Below are 15,844 nucleotides of genomic sequence, written 5' to 3'. Positions count from 1 at the left end.
ACTATAATGAACAATTAAGTTGTGCTAATTCAATTTTTCCATATTTATTACAAGTATCTTCATTCAAAATAAACATTTCATCAAATAGTTTTGTTTTAAAACTTCCTATTGATGGATTTTCTCTATTAGCTAATTCTCCACAAAGAGACATTACTAAAGTCCCCATTACTGCTGCATCTATTTTATTTTCTGTACATGGTAAGAAACTTCCTATTAAAGATGTGCTCATACATCCTGTACCTGTTATAAATTTAAGTTTTGGTGTTCCATTGCTTATTTTATAAATTTTATCTCCATCACTGATTACATCTATTTTCCCTGAAGCAACTACAACGCACTCAAGTTTTTTAGCCACTTCTTTAGCAATAAATGATGCGTCACTTCCATCATCAAAAGAATCTACACCTTTACCTTTCACATCTAGTCCACCTATAAACTGAATTTCAGATATATTCCCTCTAATTACATCAAATTTAACTTCATTTAATAATTTATTAGTTAAATCAGTTCTTGCTTTTGTAGCAAATACTCCTACTGGATCTAATACAACTGGTTTATTGTACTTATTAGCAGTTTTTCCTGCTAATACAAATAAATCTAGTAGCTCACTATTCATTGTTCCTATATTAATAACTACACTACTAGCAACTTTAACTATGTCGTCAACTTCTTCATAAGAAAAACTCATTAACGGACTTGCCCCTATAGCTAGAGTTGTATTAGCACAATCTGTTATAGTAACGTTATTTGTATAGTGTAATACAAGTGGATTTATTTCTTTAACTTTCTCTAATAATTTATACATAATATCCCCCCTATGTTTAATCAAATTTATAAAAATGATGTACCGGTCCTACTCCTTGACCTATATCAAAGCTATGTCTTATGGCCTCTGTAATATATTCTTTACTAAGTTTTACTGCTTCTTTAATGTCATATCCTAAAGCTAAATGAGATGTAATAGCAGAAGATATAGTACACCCAGTTCCATGAGTATTTTTCTTATTTATTCTTTCACATTTATAAACTTCAAAAGTGTCTTCTCCCATTAATACGTCTACACAATCTCCATCTAAATGACCCCCCTTCATAAGCACAAATTTAGGTCCTAGATCAAGAATTGCTTTACCTGCTTTTTTCATATCTTCCACTGTATTTATTTTTATATTACTTATTTCTTCAGCTTCAGGAACATTTGGTGTTACTATGTATGCCTTAGGTATAAGATATTTAATTAAATTATCCTTAGCTTCTGGTCTAAGAAGTGAGTACCCACTTTTAGAAATCATAACTGGATCAACAACTAAATATTCATAGGGGTATTTTTCCAATGATTCCACTATATCTTTAATTATCTCTGGAGAAGATACCATTCCTACTTTGATTGCTTTTGGTGGTATATCTTCACATACAGCTTTTATTTGTTCCTTAATTATTTTTGAACTAAGTTCTTCAACATAAAAAACTCCTTGTGTGTTTTGAGCAGTAATGGCTGTAATTACACTCATACCATAAGTTCCTATGGCAGAAAATGTTTTTAAGTCTGCTTGTATTCCTGCCCCCCCTGATGAGTCTGAGCCTGCAATCGTTAATGTTGGTATTTTATAGTTTTTCATATTTTCACTCCCTCCAATTTGTTAATGATTATATAATTTCCTTGCAATAAAAAAATGCTATACCCGTAGGCATAGCATAATATAAACAAGTTTAAAACCCCTTATGTGGTTATAAAATTTGTGATGCTTTCCTACGCTGGTATTATCCAGATCAGGTACAAGGGTCGGTAAAAACCTCTCAGCCAACGGCGCCCCTAGCAATTTATTTACTTTAACTTCATTATAATTCATTTATAAAAATTGTCAACTTTTATTTATTTTCCCAGTTCTTATTTGAAATTTATCTTTGACTTCATCTATAAACATTTCTGGATTATTTATTATCCATATTTTTTTAGATTTACTTAATTTTTTAATATAATATTCTAATTTCATAGCTTGGCTTTTATTATGACTTTCAAAAAATACTTCTAATCTATCAAAGCCTTTAGCTCTTGTGTATTTTGAATTAATACCTAGCATATGTTCTTCCATACGCCTTATTATATCTGTAGTATAACCTGTATATAATGTATTATCTTTGCATCTAATTATATATGTATAACACATGAATCTCCCCCAATAATTTTATACTTTTAATTATAACTATAGAGAACAAAATTTTCAAATTAAAAAGAGCTATCAAAAATTTGATAACTCTTAAATAAGTACTATTCTACTTTGATTGCATCTACTGGACAACTTTCTTCTGCGTCCTTAGCATCATCTTCAGAATCCGATGGAACAGTATCAACTATTACATGAGATAAATTATCATCACCCATTTCAAATACTTCTGGACATACAGATGGACAAACACCACATCCTATACATAAGTCTTTATCTACATATGCTTTCATTTCTTACCTCCAAATATGAATTTCAATATCGTATATATTATTATCAGTTTACAATAAAATAATACATTAGACTGTATATATTTCTAGTAGGTTTTGTCTAAAACATAACTAATTATTGGTGTTATAGTACGTTTATTACTTCTATTAATGCTCACACATTTTTCCAAATTTACCATTTCAAAAGATTGATTTTTATTTATATTTTTTTTAAATTTTGCTTTATCTATTCTACTTAAATCATTGAAATTAATACAACCTTGTAAGAAAAAGAACTTTATATTTTTTTTAATTTCTTCATCCTCAAAATTGTATTCAACTATATCTTCTTTACTTTGTAAATTCATACTCACACAAAATAGAACTATGTTTTTATTTTTTATAATATGGTATTTTTCTTCTAAATAATCTCCTAAATATATTTTAGAATTATATATGGGGCTACCAAATATAATTGTTTTATATTTTAACAAATCCCATCTTCCAACATCAGATATTTCATACAAATCTGCATTTAGCTTTATAGCTAACCATCCAGCATATTTCATAGTACATCCATATTTAGTTTTATACACAATGGCTATTTTTTTATCATAAGGCACAATAATCCCTCCATATTTTTATATATTAAAAATACAGAGGGATTATGAACTTTTTAAGAAACTATATAAACATTTTTTCTCCTAAAATCGAAAATGACTGTAAGGCCAAATATGCTCTAATGTCCAAAGAAGTACTGTTATTTTTTATTATTTCTTTTGCTTCTTCCTTTGAAACTAAAACAGCTTCAATATCTTCATCGTCTTCTAAAAATTCACTACTTATCTCACCTTCACATATACAATAAACAAAGGCTGCAGATTCATCTGTCATTCCTGGTGATAAATATACTTGATTACAACTAAGGTCTTTCTTTATTTCTGTCACATCTAGGCCTGTTTCTTCCTTTAACTCTCTAATTACAGTACTTTCAAAATTTTCATCATCACCATCTACAAGTCCCGCTGGTAATTCATAAATATGTTTATTTATTGGTACTCTAAACTCTTTTATTATAACTAACTTTTTACTTTCTTTGTGATATGCACATATTATTACTGCATCTACTTTATCCTTTTCATTTTGAAGATAAATGCCTTCTAATACCTCTTTTTTCTTTCTTGATGCAACTGTCCAATTTTTTTCTTTGTTATTTTTATTTAAATATTTAACATTATATAAACTTATAAATTTTGTTTCTACCAATGATGTAATATTTTTTATTTTACTCATATTTACCTCCTATTAAATAAACTAAAAATTCATTTCTTTACTTTCTTTTACCTTTTTATTTAAATAGTATTCTTCAACTCTTTTAATATTATCATTTAATAAGTTATTTATTTTTCTCCTATTTTAACTTATTTAAATCACCAATATTTTGTACAGATAATGGTAACTCTAAATTACTTTTTTCCATAAGTTCTTTATTTAACAAAATGTCTTTTGTATACCCACTTTCCACAATGGTTCCTTCTTTTAATACTATTGTTTTATTGCACGTATCTAAAATCATATCTAAGTCATGACTTGCAATTATTTTAGTATATTCAAAGTTATTTAATAAATTTATTAATCTTCTTCTTGCTTTTGGGTCTAGGGCTGCTGTAGGTTCATCCATTATTAATATTGATGGCTCCATAGCTATTGCTGTTGCAATGGCAGCTAAATTTTGTTGTCCACCGGAAAGTCTATAAGGAGGTCTATTTTTCAAATGCTCTATACCTACTTTATTTAATGCACTTATTGTTTTACTTTCTACCTCTTCTTTATTTAATCCATAATTTTTAGGACCAAATGCCACATCTTCATATATGCTTGTTGTGAATAATTGATTTTCTGGATTTTGAAAAACAAAGCCTAATGTTCTTCTTATTTTAGCTAAATTTTCTTTTTTCATAGGAATACCTTCTATGGTTATGCTACCTTGTGATGGCATCAAAATTCCACAAAGTTGTAATAATAATGTTGATTTCCCTGCTCCATTAGAGCCTACTATACCTAAAGAATCTCCTTTTTTTAGACTAATATTAACGTTACTTAAAGCTTGAAATTTATCTGGATAAATAAAGCATAAATTATCAATTACCAAACTAGTATCATTCATTATATTCCCCCCATTACTAATGCACCTAAAAATAATGGTATATTTACATACTTAACAACAATAAAAAATATAATCCAAAAAGTAATGTAAATAAAATCATTTTTTTTAAAGCTTTCATTTTCCAAAGATATGTACTCTCCTGAAAACCCTCTAAGTATCATTGCATTATAAACAACTTCTGCTCTTTCAAAACTTCTAAGTAAAATCTGACCTAGAAGAGAACCACAAAATTTTAAATTTACTCCTTTTTCATTTGGTGCTCTTAACATATAAGCATTATAAACTTCTCCAACACTTTCTATAAGCACAAAAATATATCTATAAGTAAAAACTATTTGATTAGTAAATATTTTAGGAACCTTTAAAAATCGAAGACCTCTTGATAACCCTTCAATACCAGTAGATGATATTAGCAAAATACCACTAGATATTGTTAGTAGGCCTTTAAGCATTAAACTTATAAAGGATATCATTCCTAAAGTTATTGGTATCATTCCTATTCGACTTATGACAGTTCTTTCAAATATAAGATTAAATATTCCTATACCTAATAAAAGAGGTAAACCAACTAATGATATTTTCCATATACTCCTAAATGGTATATCACCTAAGTATACTGTAACAATTATAAATAAAAGTAAAGGCAATAATCCAATTATGTCATACTTATGAAAGGAGATTACTGTTATGATATATATTAAAGTAGCTAGTATCTTTACAACTGGATTCAATTTATGGATTATGCTTCTCTTATTTGATATATCATCTACACTTTTCAAATTATAAATTGATTGTATAAAATTAATTTGCATATAAACATCCCCTATTTGTAAATATTTTAATTTAATTATACTATAATTACTTCATTTTTTAACAGTTACTACCAATTTATTTATTTCAAATAGTGTCTTTTATTCATTTTTTCTGTCCCAGTGAATATATTATCAGAAAAATTTAATAATATTACTATATCTACATTTTATTACTTAAAAGGAGTGAAAATAATGGATAATAATAATTCATATAATATTTTTTTACAAAAGCCTGTTGAAGTAAATACTTACTTAAGTTCTGTTCCTATAGTTGGAGAAATAATAGATTCTGACGAAAATTCAATTACTATAGCACCAACATTATCAAATTCAGGTTCAGATCATCACAGAAGCAATTATGACAAGGAAAATACTTATTATTTACCTAATAACTCAATTATTTCACTTAAGGAAATTTAAATTATAGTTATATAATTAAATCGTCAAACATTATTTAATTACAATATGTTTGGCGATTTTTACTTAAGTTTATATACTTTTCTATTATATTATTTAAATTCTTCTAATCTCATACGATATGAATTTATTGCTACATCTCCTAATTTATCAAGTAACTTTCCATTAACATAAAAGCCAACTGCTGCACCTATTCCTGGCATTAATTGAAGTAACTTTGCTAAATCTAAATAGTCTCTATATTCTTGTTGAAATGATTCCCAGTCAAAATCATCAATATTACCTGGTAAATGATCTGAATACTCATCCCAGTTTTCCATTTTATTAAAAACACTTTTACTATGACTTTGAGAAGAAAAAGCCAACTGAATAATATTAAGTATATATAATCTTTCTTTATAATCTCTCACATCAAATCCATAAACTGTAGCAATATCATATAATAGTTTTACTTTTATACTAAGAAGTAATGGAAAGTCAGTCATTCCTAATATAAATCCACCAGCTCCTGTTGCAAACCCTTCCGCCATAGCAGTCTTTTTATAGAAATTTATTTTATTTTTAGCAATTTTTTCTCTTTCTTCTATGGAAAGATTCTTAAATGGTTCTTTAGTAATATATTTATATCCAAATAGTACTGTTTTTACCATGGTTTTAACTGAATTAGTTAATATTTCATGATATTTTCGAGGCAACATACTATTAAACTTTTTTTGTGTATTCGATGCTATCTTATTTATTAATGATACCTTTTTTTCCATTTCTCTTTTCCATAGTTTGTGTTGGACTTTTGCATCAATTATATAATCATCCATATAAACCTCCTTATTTAAAATACATAATAGTTTTATGCTTATTTATATAATATATATTTCCCAAGAAATACATATATATTTTTTTATATTTAACTTAATCATATTTAAAATATAAAGCCATAGTAGTAATATACTATGGCTTTATGAATAATTATCTTTTTCTTTTCTTTTTTTTCTTATTTTTTTTTGCTATATTTTTATCATAAGGATTTGATACTTTTTCCATACTAGGTGGATCCACATTTTTATAAATATTTTTAAAACCCTTCCATGCAATACCTAATCCAAACGCTGCCAAGCAAAGTATTAAAGGATTATATTTAACAAACAATAAACTTATTATAAAAAGTGCTAAACCTCCTAAACTTACAAATACATTGAGCCTTTTCCATCTATCCATATTAAGCCTCCACCAATAAGTATAATTAGATAACTTATTCTATAATACTTAACATAATTCCTTCTTTTTATTTGACAAATTCAAATTATTTTCAATTATTACTGACATAATACTTTCGTATTTAATGTTGGATGGAAGTATTTTTTTGATTAAGTTTAAGTTTTGACTTTTACACTCATCTATAGCTTTTAAGATTTTATTCTTTTCACTTTCATTATAGTGTTCACTTAATTTCAAATCAAAATTTAAAGTATTACCTTCTATAATATAGTCATTAACATAAGTTAGTAAAGTCGCCGGAGATACTTCAACTTCTAAACTTACATCATTCAAGTCTTTTCCTTGATTAAGTAAATCTAAAGCTATTTCGTTATTTTTACGATTATCTCCGTCTATAACTATATTAAGCTTCTTTTTTTCTTGCCAAGCAGGATTCATATTTTTTTCTTCTAAATATTCCTTTACTACTTTAATAATGTCTTCACCATATTTTTTGAATTTTACTGTACCTATACCACTAATATCTAATAATTCTTTTTCACTTACAGGATATCTTCCGCTAATCTCTTTTAGTGTATTTTTAGATAATATTTTATAGAAAATAATATTTTCTTTTTTTGCATAAAATGCACGAAGCTCTTTAAGTCTGTCATAAAGCTCTTTATTACTATTTACATATAAAAATTCATCGTATTGTTTTAAATTATTGTTTTCTTCATTTTTGCCACTTATTTTTATATTATTTTCATTTGTATATTTTATTATTTCTTCAATAAACATTTCACCATATTTATCAAATTTAACTTCTCCTACGCCAGATATATCTAGCATTTCTTCTTTATTTGTAGGATACTTCTTACTCATCTCCATAAGAGTGGAATCAGAAAATACCATATATGGTGCAATATTATTTTTCTTAGCTACAATAAATCTTATCTCTTTCAGTTTATCATATAAATAGTTAACTTCTTTTTCATCTTCTTGTGAAGAAATTTCATATAACATTACTTTTTTATTTCCCTTGATTACTTCTTTTGACATGTTGTTAATTCTTATAATTGCAAAAGAAGTATTATTTGAAACACTTTCTACCATATCTAAGTAACCATGAGATATTAAAGTATTAATAAATATTTTTAGTTCTTCACTTTTATAGTTTTTCATAATACCATATGTAGATAAACTATTAAAACCTAAATTAATTACTTTCTTATTTTTAGATCCTTTTAGCACATCCACAATCATATTTATTCCATAGCTTCTTTTCATTCTGACAATACAGGAGATTACCTTCATGGCATCCTCACTTTTATCAACCATAACTCCTCTATTTAAGCAATTACTACAATTGTCACATTTATTTTTAAATTCTTCTCCAAAGTAATTTAATATATTTTTCCTATAACAATCATTGCTATAAACTAAATCTATTATCTGTTGTAATTTATTATATTGACTTTGTTTTCTTTCCATATTGGATATACCAGAATCAATAAGTAGTTTTTGTGTCTGAATATCTTGTGGTGAAAATAATAAGGTACATCTACTTTTTTCTCCATCTCTTCCAGCTCTACCTATTTCTTGATAATAGTTTTCTATACTTTGTGGCATATTATAGTGAAGAATCCATCTAATATTACTCTTATCTATACCCATTCCAAAAGCATTTGTTGCTATCATTATATTTTTATCATCCTTTACAAATAACTCTTGATAGTGCTGTCTCTCTTCATTATTTAGTCCACCATGGTACTTTACAACAGAATAATTTCTCTTCTTTAGGCTCTCATATATTGCTTCTACAGATTTTCTAGTAGCAGCATACACTATTCCACTATTGTCTTTATTCTTTTCAATATAGTTTAATATATATTCTTTTTTATTGCAGTTTTTAACTATGTCTATCTCCAAATTATCTCTATTAAATCCTGTAATATACTCATTGTAATCTTGCAACTTTAAATTCTTTATTATATCTTCTTTTACTTTAGTGGATGCAGTTGCAGTAAAAGAAGTAATTATGGGCCTTTTTTCTAAAGTATAAATAAAATGTGATATTTTAGTATAACTTTTTCTAAAATCATGACCCCATTGTGAAATACAGTGAGCCTCATCTATTGCAATTTGACTTATATTCATTCTTTTAATAGTGTTTATAAACTCATAATTATCTAATCTTTCTGGAGCCACATATATAATCTTATATTCCTTATTATATACACCATTTAGTATATTTTTTATTTCATTATCTGATAAAGAACTATTTATATATGAGGATTTAATATTCATTGAATTTAAAGTGTCTACTTGATCTTTCATTAAAGATATTAGTGGTGATATAACTATGGTAATACCATCTAACATAAGAGCTGGAATTTGGTAACATAATGACTTCCCACCACCTGTTGGCATTATAGCTACCACATCTTTTTTATTTAGTATGGAATTAATTATTTCCTCTTGGCCTTTTCTAAATTCTTTATATCCAAAATACTTTTCCAATATTTCTATAGGTTTTTTATACATATTTCATCTCCTACATACGAACTTGTGTTTGTTAATAATTATATCCCAATTCATTTCCTTAATACAAGTTTATTATTTAAAATTTTAAAAGATCTTTATATAAATTGAACGTCTTCTTATAGTACTCTTTCATTTTCTCTTTAATTAATATATTAACAATATAAAATCAGTTTTATTATTAACTTTTTGTAAATTTGTGCTAATATTAATAATATGACTAATATTAACAATTATTAAATGACTATGGAGGTGATTTTATGAGTATTCAAATTATATCAATTTTAATCTTCGCTGCAGTAATACTATTTATTGTAACAGAGAAAATAGATAGAACTGTAGCTGCTATTAGTGGCGCTGTCCTTATGATAATAACCAATGTTTTAACTTTAGAGAAAGCTATTTCACATATAGACTTTAATACTATTGGGGTACTTATGGGTATGATGATTGTAGTATCAATAGTTAAAAATTCTGGTTTATTTGAATATATTGCTATTTATGCAGCAAAGAAGTCTAAAGGAAATCCTTGGAAAATAATGGTTTATTTTATTATTATTACAGCTGTATTATCTGCATTGCTTGATAACGTAACAACTGTATTATTAATAGGCCCTATGACCATTGTAATATGTCAGATACTTAATGTTAATCCTATTCCATTTCTTATGACAGAAATAATTGCTTCTAATGTTGGAGGTACATCTACCTTAATAGGAGACCCTCCAAATATTATGATTGGTAGTGCTGCAAATTTAAGTTTTTCTGATTTTATTATTAATGTGGGGCCTGCCGTTGTAGTTATTTTAGTAGCTATAATTATATGTTTTAAGGTAATATATAAAAAAGACATTTCTAATATGGCTAACGAGGCATGTGTTACTTCTTTAGATGAGGAAAAAGCTATACAAGACAGACCTCTACTTTATAAAAGTATCTGTGTTTTATTCTTAATTTTGCTTGGGTTTATTTTTCATAGTAGCTTAAATATAGAATCTTCTATGATTGCTTTATCCGGAGCATGTATTATGCTTATAATAGGCAAACAAGATACAAACGAAATACTAAGTAGCGTTGAGTGGAGTACAATATTATTTTTTATAGGCTTATTTATAGTTGTAGGTGGACTTTCTGAGTCAGGTATTATCGATAACCTTGCAAAGTTTTTAATAAATTTAACAAAAGGAAATACTACATATACAATGTGTCTTATATTATGGATTTCAGCTATAATATCTTCTTTCCTTGATAATATACCATTTGTAGCCACTTTAATTCCATTAATACTTACTATGGAATCTCAAGGAATGAATGTTATGCCACTTTGGTGGGCAACGTCTTTAGGTGCTTGTCTAGGTGGAAACGGAACATTAATAGGCGCTTCAGCCAATGTGGTTTTAGCAAATATTGGTGAAAAGCATGGATATGATATTTCTTTTAACAAATACTTTAAACTTGGCTTCCCAGTCATGTTACTGACAGTTTTTATTTCAACCATATATTTATTATTAAAATATTAACTAGGATGGTGATATAATGAAAATCATAGATACTTATAGCACAAAAGGTGATTCTATTGAAATACTACTTAGACAAATCGGAGCTACTAAAATAACTCGTGTTAGAGGATATTTATATTTTATTAAATTTAAAATTGATGATTTAGATATTACATATACATATAATATAAATCATAAAAATCAATATTTTTTACAAAGAATTGAGCCTTATCCACTGGGCAAAGGTATATTTCATAAGGAAATTGAAATAGTTTCATTTATTCAAAAGGATTTAAGCAAATTTAAAAAAGCTAAAAAACTTGATAATTTCAATAATTTTTTAAACTTAAATAATGCAATAACTTCTTTAACAACAGATGTGGAAAATTTATTTTTAAACTACGGTATTTCTGACGTTAACATTAGTCAACTTGAAGAAACTTTAAATGCATTTTCAGATAAAATTGAGGAATGTAAAAAAGATATTAACAATATAGAATAGAAAATTAAAACATCTTGAAGCTAATATTAGCTTCAAGATGTTTTTTATTTTCTAGTGATGTCCACAATCATGGTGGTTACAACCATTATTAGCAGTAAACTCCATTAATTTATTTTCTTTTAGTAGTTCAATGTTTTCTTTTACGTTTCCTTCAACACCTCTAAATACTTTAGTTCCCATACTATTTAATTTAGATATTGCTCCAGCTCCTATGCCTCTTACTATAACAACATCTACAGCTTTGTTAGCTAAAGCCTTCATTGGTTGACATTTTCCGTGCTCATGATTTAAATCACCATTATCTATTACTTCAATTTCTTCTCCATCTAAATTAACAACTAAAAATTTTGGAGCTGATCCAAAGTGATTATATGGTGTACTTTCCATTCCTTTATTTTCTACTACTGGTATACAAATTTTCATCTTAAATCCTCCCTTTTTCTACAACATTTTGACTTGCCTTTACAAGTATTTCCACAACAGTTTTTGCTAGCTTCAATATTTGTCATATGTATAAAATTTTGATCATCATCATTTATAAATTTCATAAAAGATATACATTCATTAAAAACTTCTTCATTAATTTTATAAAAAACATAATATCCTTCTTTATATCCTGTTAAAATATTTGCTTCTTTTAATATTTTAATATGCTGAGAAACTGCTGAGTCTGAAATCTGTAAATGCTTAGATATGCCTTTTTGGCACATAATCTTACTAGATATAATCATTAAAATTTTCAATCTAGTTTCATCACTTAATGCTTTAAATACCTTTACTAAAGTTTCCATGGATACCTCTTTTTTATTTAAGTGCTTACTTAACTAAATAATAGTACACTTAATTAATTTTATCAAGTATTTTTTTATTTTTATATTATAAATCTTTACATAAAATCATCATATTAAATTAATATTTGTAATTGCAATAAAAAAGAGCTAACATATAATGAATTTTGAATTAAAAGTCATTAATATTAACTCTGAAAATTTTATTTAATATTCTTTTCTTTTACTTTTAATTGATCTAAATATGAAACTGCATTAATTGCTGCTATTTGACCTTGCCCTGCTGATTTAATATAAGAATAAGGTTTACCAGCTATATCTCCACATGCAAAACATCCAGCAATATTAGTATTCATATTTATATCAACTTTGACATGTGATTCATCAACTTCAAGTCCTGGAACTAAAGTTTTTGGTGATGCACTATCTTTTATTACAAAAACACCATCTACATCTATAGTGCTATTTTTAAAGGATACCTGATTTACTAACATTTCTCCTTTTATTTCAACTGGTCTTTCATTTATAACTTCTATACCTGTATCTAAATCATTTCCTCTCATAAGACCTTCGTTTTTATACATTGGAATAAAGTATGTTTTAGATGCTATTTCATTTAAGAAATTTGCTTCTTCTTCGGATTCTTTATTGTACCCTATAATAGCTACAGTTTTTTCTCTATATAAAGGAGCATCACAAGTAGCACAATAGCCTACACCTCTACCTAAGTATTCCTCTTCACCTTTAATTGGTTTCCCATATTGAACGCCTGTTGCCAATATAACTGTAGTAGCTTCAAACATATTTTCGCCACTCATTAAAGCAAAGTAATCACCCATGGCATAAATATTTGTAATTCTATTATTAGAAACTTCAATTCCCATACTATCTATATGGTCTTTAAATTTATTTTTCAAATCTTCTCCACTAATCTCATAAAATCCTAAATAGTTGTTTATTTCTGGAGCTTTTTCTAGTTTGTTACTTAAGTTTTCATTTCCAAATACTATTATATTTTTATTTCTAATCTTTGCATTTATTGCCGCTGAAAGGCCCGCTGGACCACTTCCTACGATTGCTATATCATATCTCATTATTATCACCACAATTCACAGCTCTTATAAATGAGCCTTTATTTTAGATTTTATTTGTTCCTTTGGAACAAACCCCACTATTCTTTGAACTTCTTTTCCATTTTTAAATATTATCATTGTTGGGATAGAAACTATTTTATATTCTTCAGCTATTTCAACACTTCTATCAATATCAACTTTTGCAAAGTAAACTTTATCAGACATTTCATTACTTAAAGATTCAAATATTGGTGTTAGCATTTTACAAGGTCCACACCATGTTGCAAAAAAATCCATTACTACTAATTTCTCTGACTTTCTAACTCTATTATAAAATTGAGAATTATTTAATATACTTGGCATAATTTCTCCTCCTAATGTATCACTATATAATATTAATTTTTTTCAATAAAGGTTAATATTATATGAATAGATATGTATATTATATTTTATTTATACTCATTTTGTAATGTCAAAAACTTTATTTAAGAAATTTCCCTAGGTATTGTTATTTCAAATTTAGATCCTTCGTTTATAACAGAATAAGGTTTTATTTTACACTTAAGATTTACACTTAGCATTTTTGCAATAGATAAACCAATTCCTGATCCATCCATATCTTGATTTCTCACATTATCACTTCTAAAAAATCTATCAAATATATATTTTAAATCACTTTCCTTGATTCCAATACCTGTATCTAAGATTGTACAAGTTATTTGATTATCTTTTTCGTCTAGTTTAAAGCTTATCTCGTCATTTTTATCCGTGTATTTAAATGCATTATCTATAAATATTAATAATAATTGTTTAAGCTTATTTTTATCACTTAAAATCAATTGATTTTTAAGATTATTTTCGTATTTTAAAACTTTATTTTGAATATTTGCTATATCAACATAATCTCTATATATTTCTTCAACAAGGTCTACCATATTTACTTCTTCAACTTTCAATTTTGTTATAGAATCTTCTTTTGAAAGAGATAATAAATCTTTAATCATCTTTTTTAGTCTTCTAGTTTCATTCATAGCATCTGCTATAGTTTCCACTTCATCACTTATAGTATTATTAGGAACAGTTAAAAGACTTTGTAATTTGGACGATACTATGGTAATTGGAGTTCTTAGCTCATGAGAGGCATCTTGAATAAATTTAGCTTGTGTATGCCAAGCATTTTCTATTGGTAACAATGCCTTTCGTGTCAAATATAGAGCAACAAAATATGTAATAATAATAGAAAATACTATTCCAATTCCTATAACAAAAAGTAATTGTTTTAGTGATGAAAGCTCAGAATCAATATTTCTTATTATTCTAATTTTCATATTATTTATTGTTATTGATAATTCTCTAAATGTATAATTTCCTTTTTTATAAGTAAAACATGCATTTGTTTGATTACTTTCCTCTGAAGGTACATATTCATTAAAATAGTCACTTTTTGTATAGTAAATAAGCCTATTATTTTTATAGATATAAACTAAATCCCTAGGATCATTTAAAACTATTGGATTTAAATATGAGCTCCTGTTTACTTGCATACTAATATATTCATATTCTTCTTTTAACTTATCATCAATACTATTATAAGTTATGCTTTGAAAATAAAAAAATGTAAAAAGAGAAAAAATAATTAGAAAGCTAGATACTACTAAAATATTTATTTTAATTAACTTCTCCTTAGTATCATTAAAAACTTTTTTATTTATCATCAAACATATACCCAACCTTACGCTTAGTTTTTATGCATTTATCATATCCAAATTTACTTAATATTTTTCTCAAATTACTTATATATACTTCCACAATCTCTATAGTTGCGTCTGATTCCATTCCCCATATTCTATCATATATTTGTTCCTTTAATAATATGGTACCTTTATTTAACAAGAAATACTCTAGTAAGTTAAACTGTTTATTTTGTAATTCTATTTCTTCATTTTTATAAAACACTCTTCTTTTACTCAAATCAAGATGCAAATCATAAAAATCCAATGTATTTTTTGTTTGTAATTTTCCTGTTGTTCTAAGCATTGCATATATTCTTGCAACTAATTCTTCCATATAAAATGGCTTTGTCAGATAATCATTAGCTCCAATAGAAAATGCTTCCACTTTTTCATCAAGGCTTTCTTTAGCTGTTAAAATAAGTATCGGTGTATCTATATGATTATTTCTTATATTTTTCAAAATTTCTATTCCACCTAAACTTGGTAACATTAAATCTAATACTACTAAATCATATATTCCTTGTTTTATCATATAAAGTGCTTCTTCTCCATCTTCGCAACTTTCAACTTCAAAATGTTTTTTGAGCTCCTTTACAATAGTTTGTAATAACTTTTTATTATCTTCCACTACTAATATTTTCATTTTTTTCTCCTACTATTACTTATAATTTCTTCTATATAAAC

20 protein-coding genes and 1 riboswitch are annotated in these 15,844 nt (G+C 26.4%); of the genes, 3 read left to right on the top strand and 17 right to left on the bottom strand.

Features of this window, described 5'->3' with window-relative positions; all coding sequences use genetic code 11:
• Nucleotide 1: 1 nt before the first annotated feature.
• The 8 genes from thiM to cbiQ form a co-directional block, all read right to left on the bottom strand.
• Nucleotides 2–805 (bottom strand): hydroxyethylthiazole kinase, encoded by an 804-nt coding sequence (thiM, locus tag TVTCOM_RS09790; RefSeq protein ID WP_434799634.1) that lies wholly within the window; start codon nucleotides 803–805, stop codon nucleotides 2–4.
• Nucleotides 806–821: 16 nt separating this feature from the next.
• Nucleotides 822–1,616 (bottom strand): bifunctional hydroxymethylpyrimidine kinase/phosphomethylpyrimidine kinase, encoded by a 795-nt coding sequence (thiD, locus tag TVTCOM_RS09785; protein WP_434799633.1) that lies wholly within the window; start codon nucleotides 1,614–1,616, stop codon nucleotides 822–824.
• A 111-nt stretch (nucleotides 1,617–1,727) separates the two neighbouring features.
• Nucleotides 1,728–1,822: riboswitch (TPP riboswitch) on the bottom strand.
• Nucleotides 1,823–1,859: 37 nt separating this feature from the next.
• Entirely contained in the window at nucleotides 1,860–2,165 is a 306-nt protein-coding gene (locus tag TVTCOM_RS09780) for a GIY-YIG nuclease family protein (protein ID WP_434799632.1), read from the bottom strand.
• 101 nt (nucleotides 2,166–2,266) lie between these two features.
• On the bottom strand, nucleotides 2,267–2,455 hold the full coding sequence (locus tag TVTCOM_RS09775; RefSeq protein WP_434799631.1) for a ferredoxin: 189 nt from the start codon (nucleotides 2,453–2,455) through the stop codon (nucleotides 2,267–2,269).
• An 83-nt stretch (nucleotides 2,456–2,538) separates the two neighbouring features.
• Complete coding sequence (locus TVTCOM_RS09770) at nucleotides 2,539–3,054, bottom strand: flavodoxin family protein (protein WP_434799630.1); 516 nt, start codon at nucleotides 3,052–3,054, stop codon at nucleotides 2,539–2,541.
• A 61-nt stretch (nucleotides 3,055–3,115) separates the two neighbouring features.
• Nucleotides 3,116–3,724: an NUDIX hydrolase gene (locus TVTCOM_RS09765; RefSeq protein ID WP_434799629.1), complete on the bottom strand. Its 609-nt coding sequence runs from the start codon at nucleotides 3,722–3,724 to the stop codon at nucleotides 3,116–3,118.
• Nucleotides 3,725–3,842: 118 nt separating this feature from the next.
• The gene (locus TVTCOM_RS09760; RefSeq protein WP_434799628.1) at nucleotides 3,843–4,598 is read right to left on the bottom strand and encodes an energy-coupling factor ABC transporter ATP-binding protein; all 756 of its coding nucleotides are present in this window, start codon (nucleotides 4,596–4,598) and stop codon (nucleotides 3,843–3,845) included.
• Entirely contained in the window at nucleotides 4,598–5,410 is an 813-nt protein-coding gene (gene cbiQ / locus TVTCOM_RS09755; protein ID WP_434799627.1) for a cobalt ECF transporter T component CbiQ, read from the bottom strand. Before cbiQ ends, TVTCOM_RS09760 begins: the two co-directional genes overlap by 1 nt.
• Before the next feature lie 192 nt (nucleotides 5,411–5,602).
• On the opposite strand from cbiQ, the gene TVTCOM_RS09750 reads away from it, so the two are divergent.
• Nucleotides 5,603–5,830 carry a hypothetical protein gene (locus TVTCOM_RS09750; RefSeq protein ID WP_434799626.1) on the top strand — a complete coding sequence of 76 codons (228 nt, stop codon included), beginning with the start codon at nucleotides 5,603–5,605 and terminating at the stop codon, nucleotides 5,828–5,830.
• Nucleotides 5,831–5,919: 89 nt separating this feature from the next.
• On the opposite strand, the gene TVTCOM_RS09745 is transcribed toward TVTCOM_RS09750, so the two are convergent.
• The 3 genes from TVTCOM_RS09745 to recQ all read right to left on the bottom strand — a co-directional run bounded on the left by TVTCOM_RS09745 (nucleotide 5,920) and on the right by recQ (nucleotide 9,568).
• Nucleotides 5,920–6,642 carry an EcsC family protein gene (locus tag TVTCOM_RS09745; RefSeq protein WP_434799625.1) on the bottom strand — a complete coding sequence of 241 codons (723 nt, stop codon included), beginning with the start codon at nucleotides 6,640–6,642 and terminating at the stop codon, nucleotides 5,920–5,922.
• A gap of 151 nt (nucleotides 6,643–6,793) precedes the next feature.
• Nucleotides 6,794–7,042, bottom strand: coding sequence for a hypothetical protein (locus tag TVTCOM_RS09740; RefSeq protein WP_434799624.1), 249 nt, complete (start codon nucleotides 7,040–7,042; stop codon nucleotides 6,794–6,796).
• A gap of 48 nt (nucleotides 7,043–7,090) precedes the next feature.
• Nucleotides 7,091–9,568 carry a DNA helicase RecQ gene (recQ, locus tag TVTCOM_RS09735; protein ID WP_434799623.1) on the bottom strand — a complete coding sequence of 826 codons (2,478 nt, stop codon included), beginning with the start codon at nucleotides 9,566–9,568 and terminating at the stop codon, nucleotides 7,091–7,093.
• 257 nt (nucleotides 9,569–9,825) lie between these two features.
• Between recQ and TVTCOM_RS09730 the strand changes: the two genes are divergently transcribed.
• Both TVTCOM_RS09730 and TVTCOM_RS09725 read left to right on the top strand, forming a co-directional pair.
• The gene (locus tag TVTCOM_RS09730; RefSeq protein WP_434799622.1) at nucleotides 9,826–11,085 is read left to right on the top strand and encodes an SLC13 family permease; all 1,260 of its coding nucleotides are present in this window, start codon (nucleotides 9,826–9,828) and stop codon (nucleotides 11,083–11,085) included.
• A gap of 16 nt (nucleotides 11,086–11,101) precedes the next feature.
• Nucleotides 11,102–11,566, top strand: coding sequence for a hypothetical protein (locus TVTCOM_RS09725; protein WP_434799621.1), 465 nt, complete (start codon nucleotides 11,102–11,104; stop codon nucleotides 11,564–11,566).
• Between the two features lie 51 nt (nucleotides 11,567–11,617).
• Here TVTCOM_RS09725 and TVTCOM_RS09720 read toward each other — a convergent pair whose 3' ends face one another.
• The 6 genes from TVTCOM_RS09720 to TVTCOM_RS09695 all read right to left on the bottom strand — a co-directional run bounded on the left by TVTCOM_RS09720 (nucleotide 11,618) and on the right by TVTCOM_RS09695 (nucleotide 15,803).
• Entirely contained in the window at nucleotides 11,618–11,989 is a 372-nt protein-coding gene (locus TVTCOM_RS09720) for a NifB/NifX family molybdenum-iron cluster-binding protein (RefSeq protein WP_434799620.1), read from the bottom strand.
• A complete protein-coding gene (locus tag TVTCOM_RS09715; RefSeq protein ID WP_434799619.1) occupies nucleotides 11,986–12,357 on the bottom strand; it encodes an ArsR/SmtB family transcription factor in 372 nt (123 codons plus the stop codon). Before TVTCOM_RS09715 ends, TVTCOM_RS09720 begins: the two co-directional genes overlap by 4 nt.
• A 200-nt stretch (nucleotides 12,358–12,557) precedes the next feature.
• Nucleotides 12,558–13,448: an NAD(P)/FAD-dependent oxidoreductase gene (locus TVTCOM_RS09710; RefSeq protein ID WP_434799618.1), complete on the bottom strand. Its 891-nt coding sequence runs from the start codon at nucleotides 13,446–13,448 to the stop codon at nucleotides 12,558–12,560.
• Nucleotides 13,449–13,472: 24 nt separating this feature from the next.
• Nucleotides 13,473–13,790, bottom strand: a complete 318-nt coding sequence (trxA, locus tag TVTCOM_RS09705; RefSeq protein WP_434799617.1) for a thioredoxin — start codon at nucleotides 13,788–13,790, stop codon at nucleotides 13,473–13,475.
• Nucleotides 13,791–13,912: 122 nt separating this feature from the next.
• Nucleotides 13,913–15,142 (bottom strand): sensor histidine kinase, encoded by a 1,230-nt coding sequence (locus tag TVTCOM_RS09700; RefSeq protein ID WP_434799616.1) that lies wholly within the window; start codon nucleotides 15,140–15,142, stop codon nucleotides 13,913–13,915.
• Nucleotides 15,132–15,803, bottom strand: coding sequence for a response regulator transcription factor (locus tag TVTCOM_RS09695; protein WP_434799615.1), 672 nt, complete (start codon nucleotides 15,801–15,803; stop codon nucleotides 15,132–15,134). The genes TVTCOM_RS09700 and TVTCOM_RS09695 overlap by 11 nt, the downstream gene beginning before the upstream one ends.
• Nucleotides 15,804–15,844 lie beyond the last annotated feature (41 nt).

Origin of the sequence: Terrisporobacter vanillatitrophus (assembly GCF_051148895.1) — a bacterium.
Classification (GTDB): domain Bacteria; phylum Bacillota; class Clostridia; order Peptostreptococcales; family Peptostreptococcaceae; genus Terrisporobacter; species Terrisporobacter vanillatitrophus.
The sequence above is the reverse complement of the archived record's forward strand: the minus strand, read 5'-3'. Positions and strand labels throughout refer to the sequence as shown.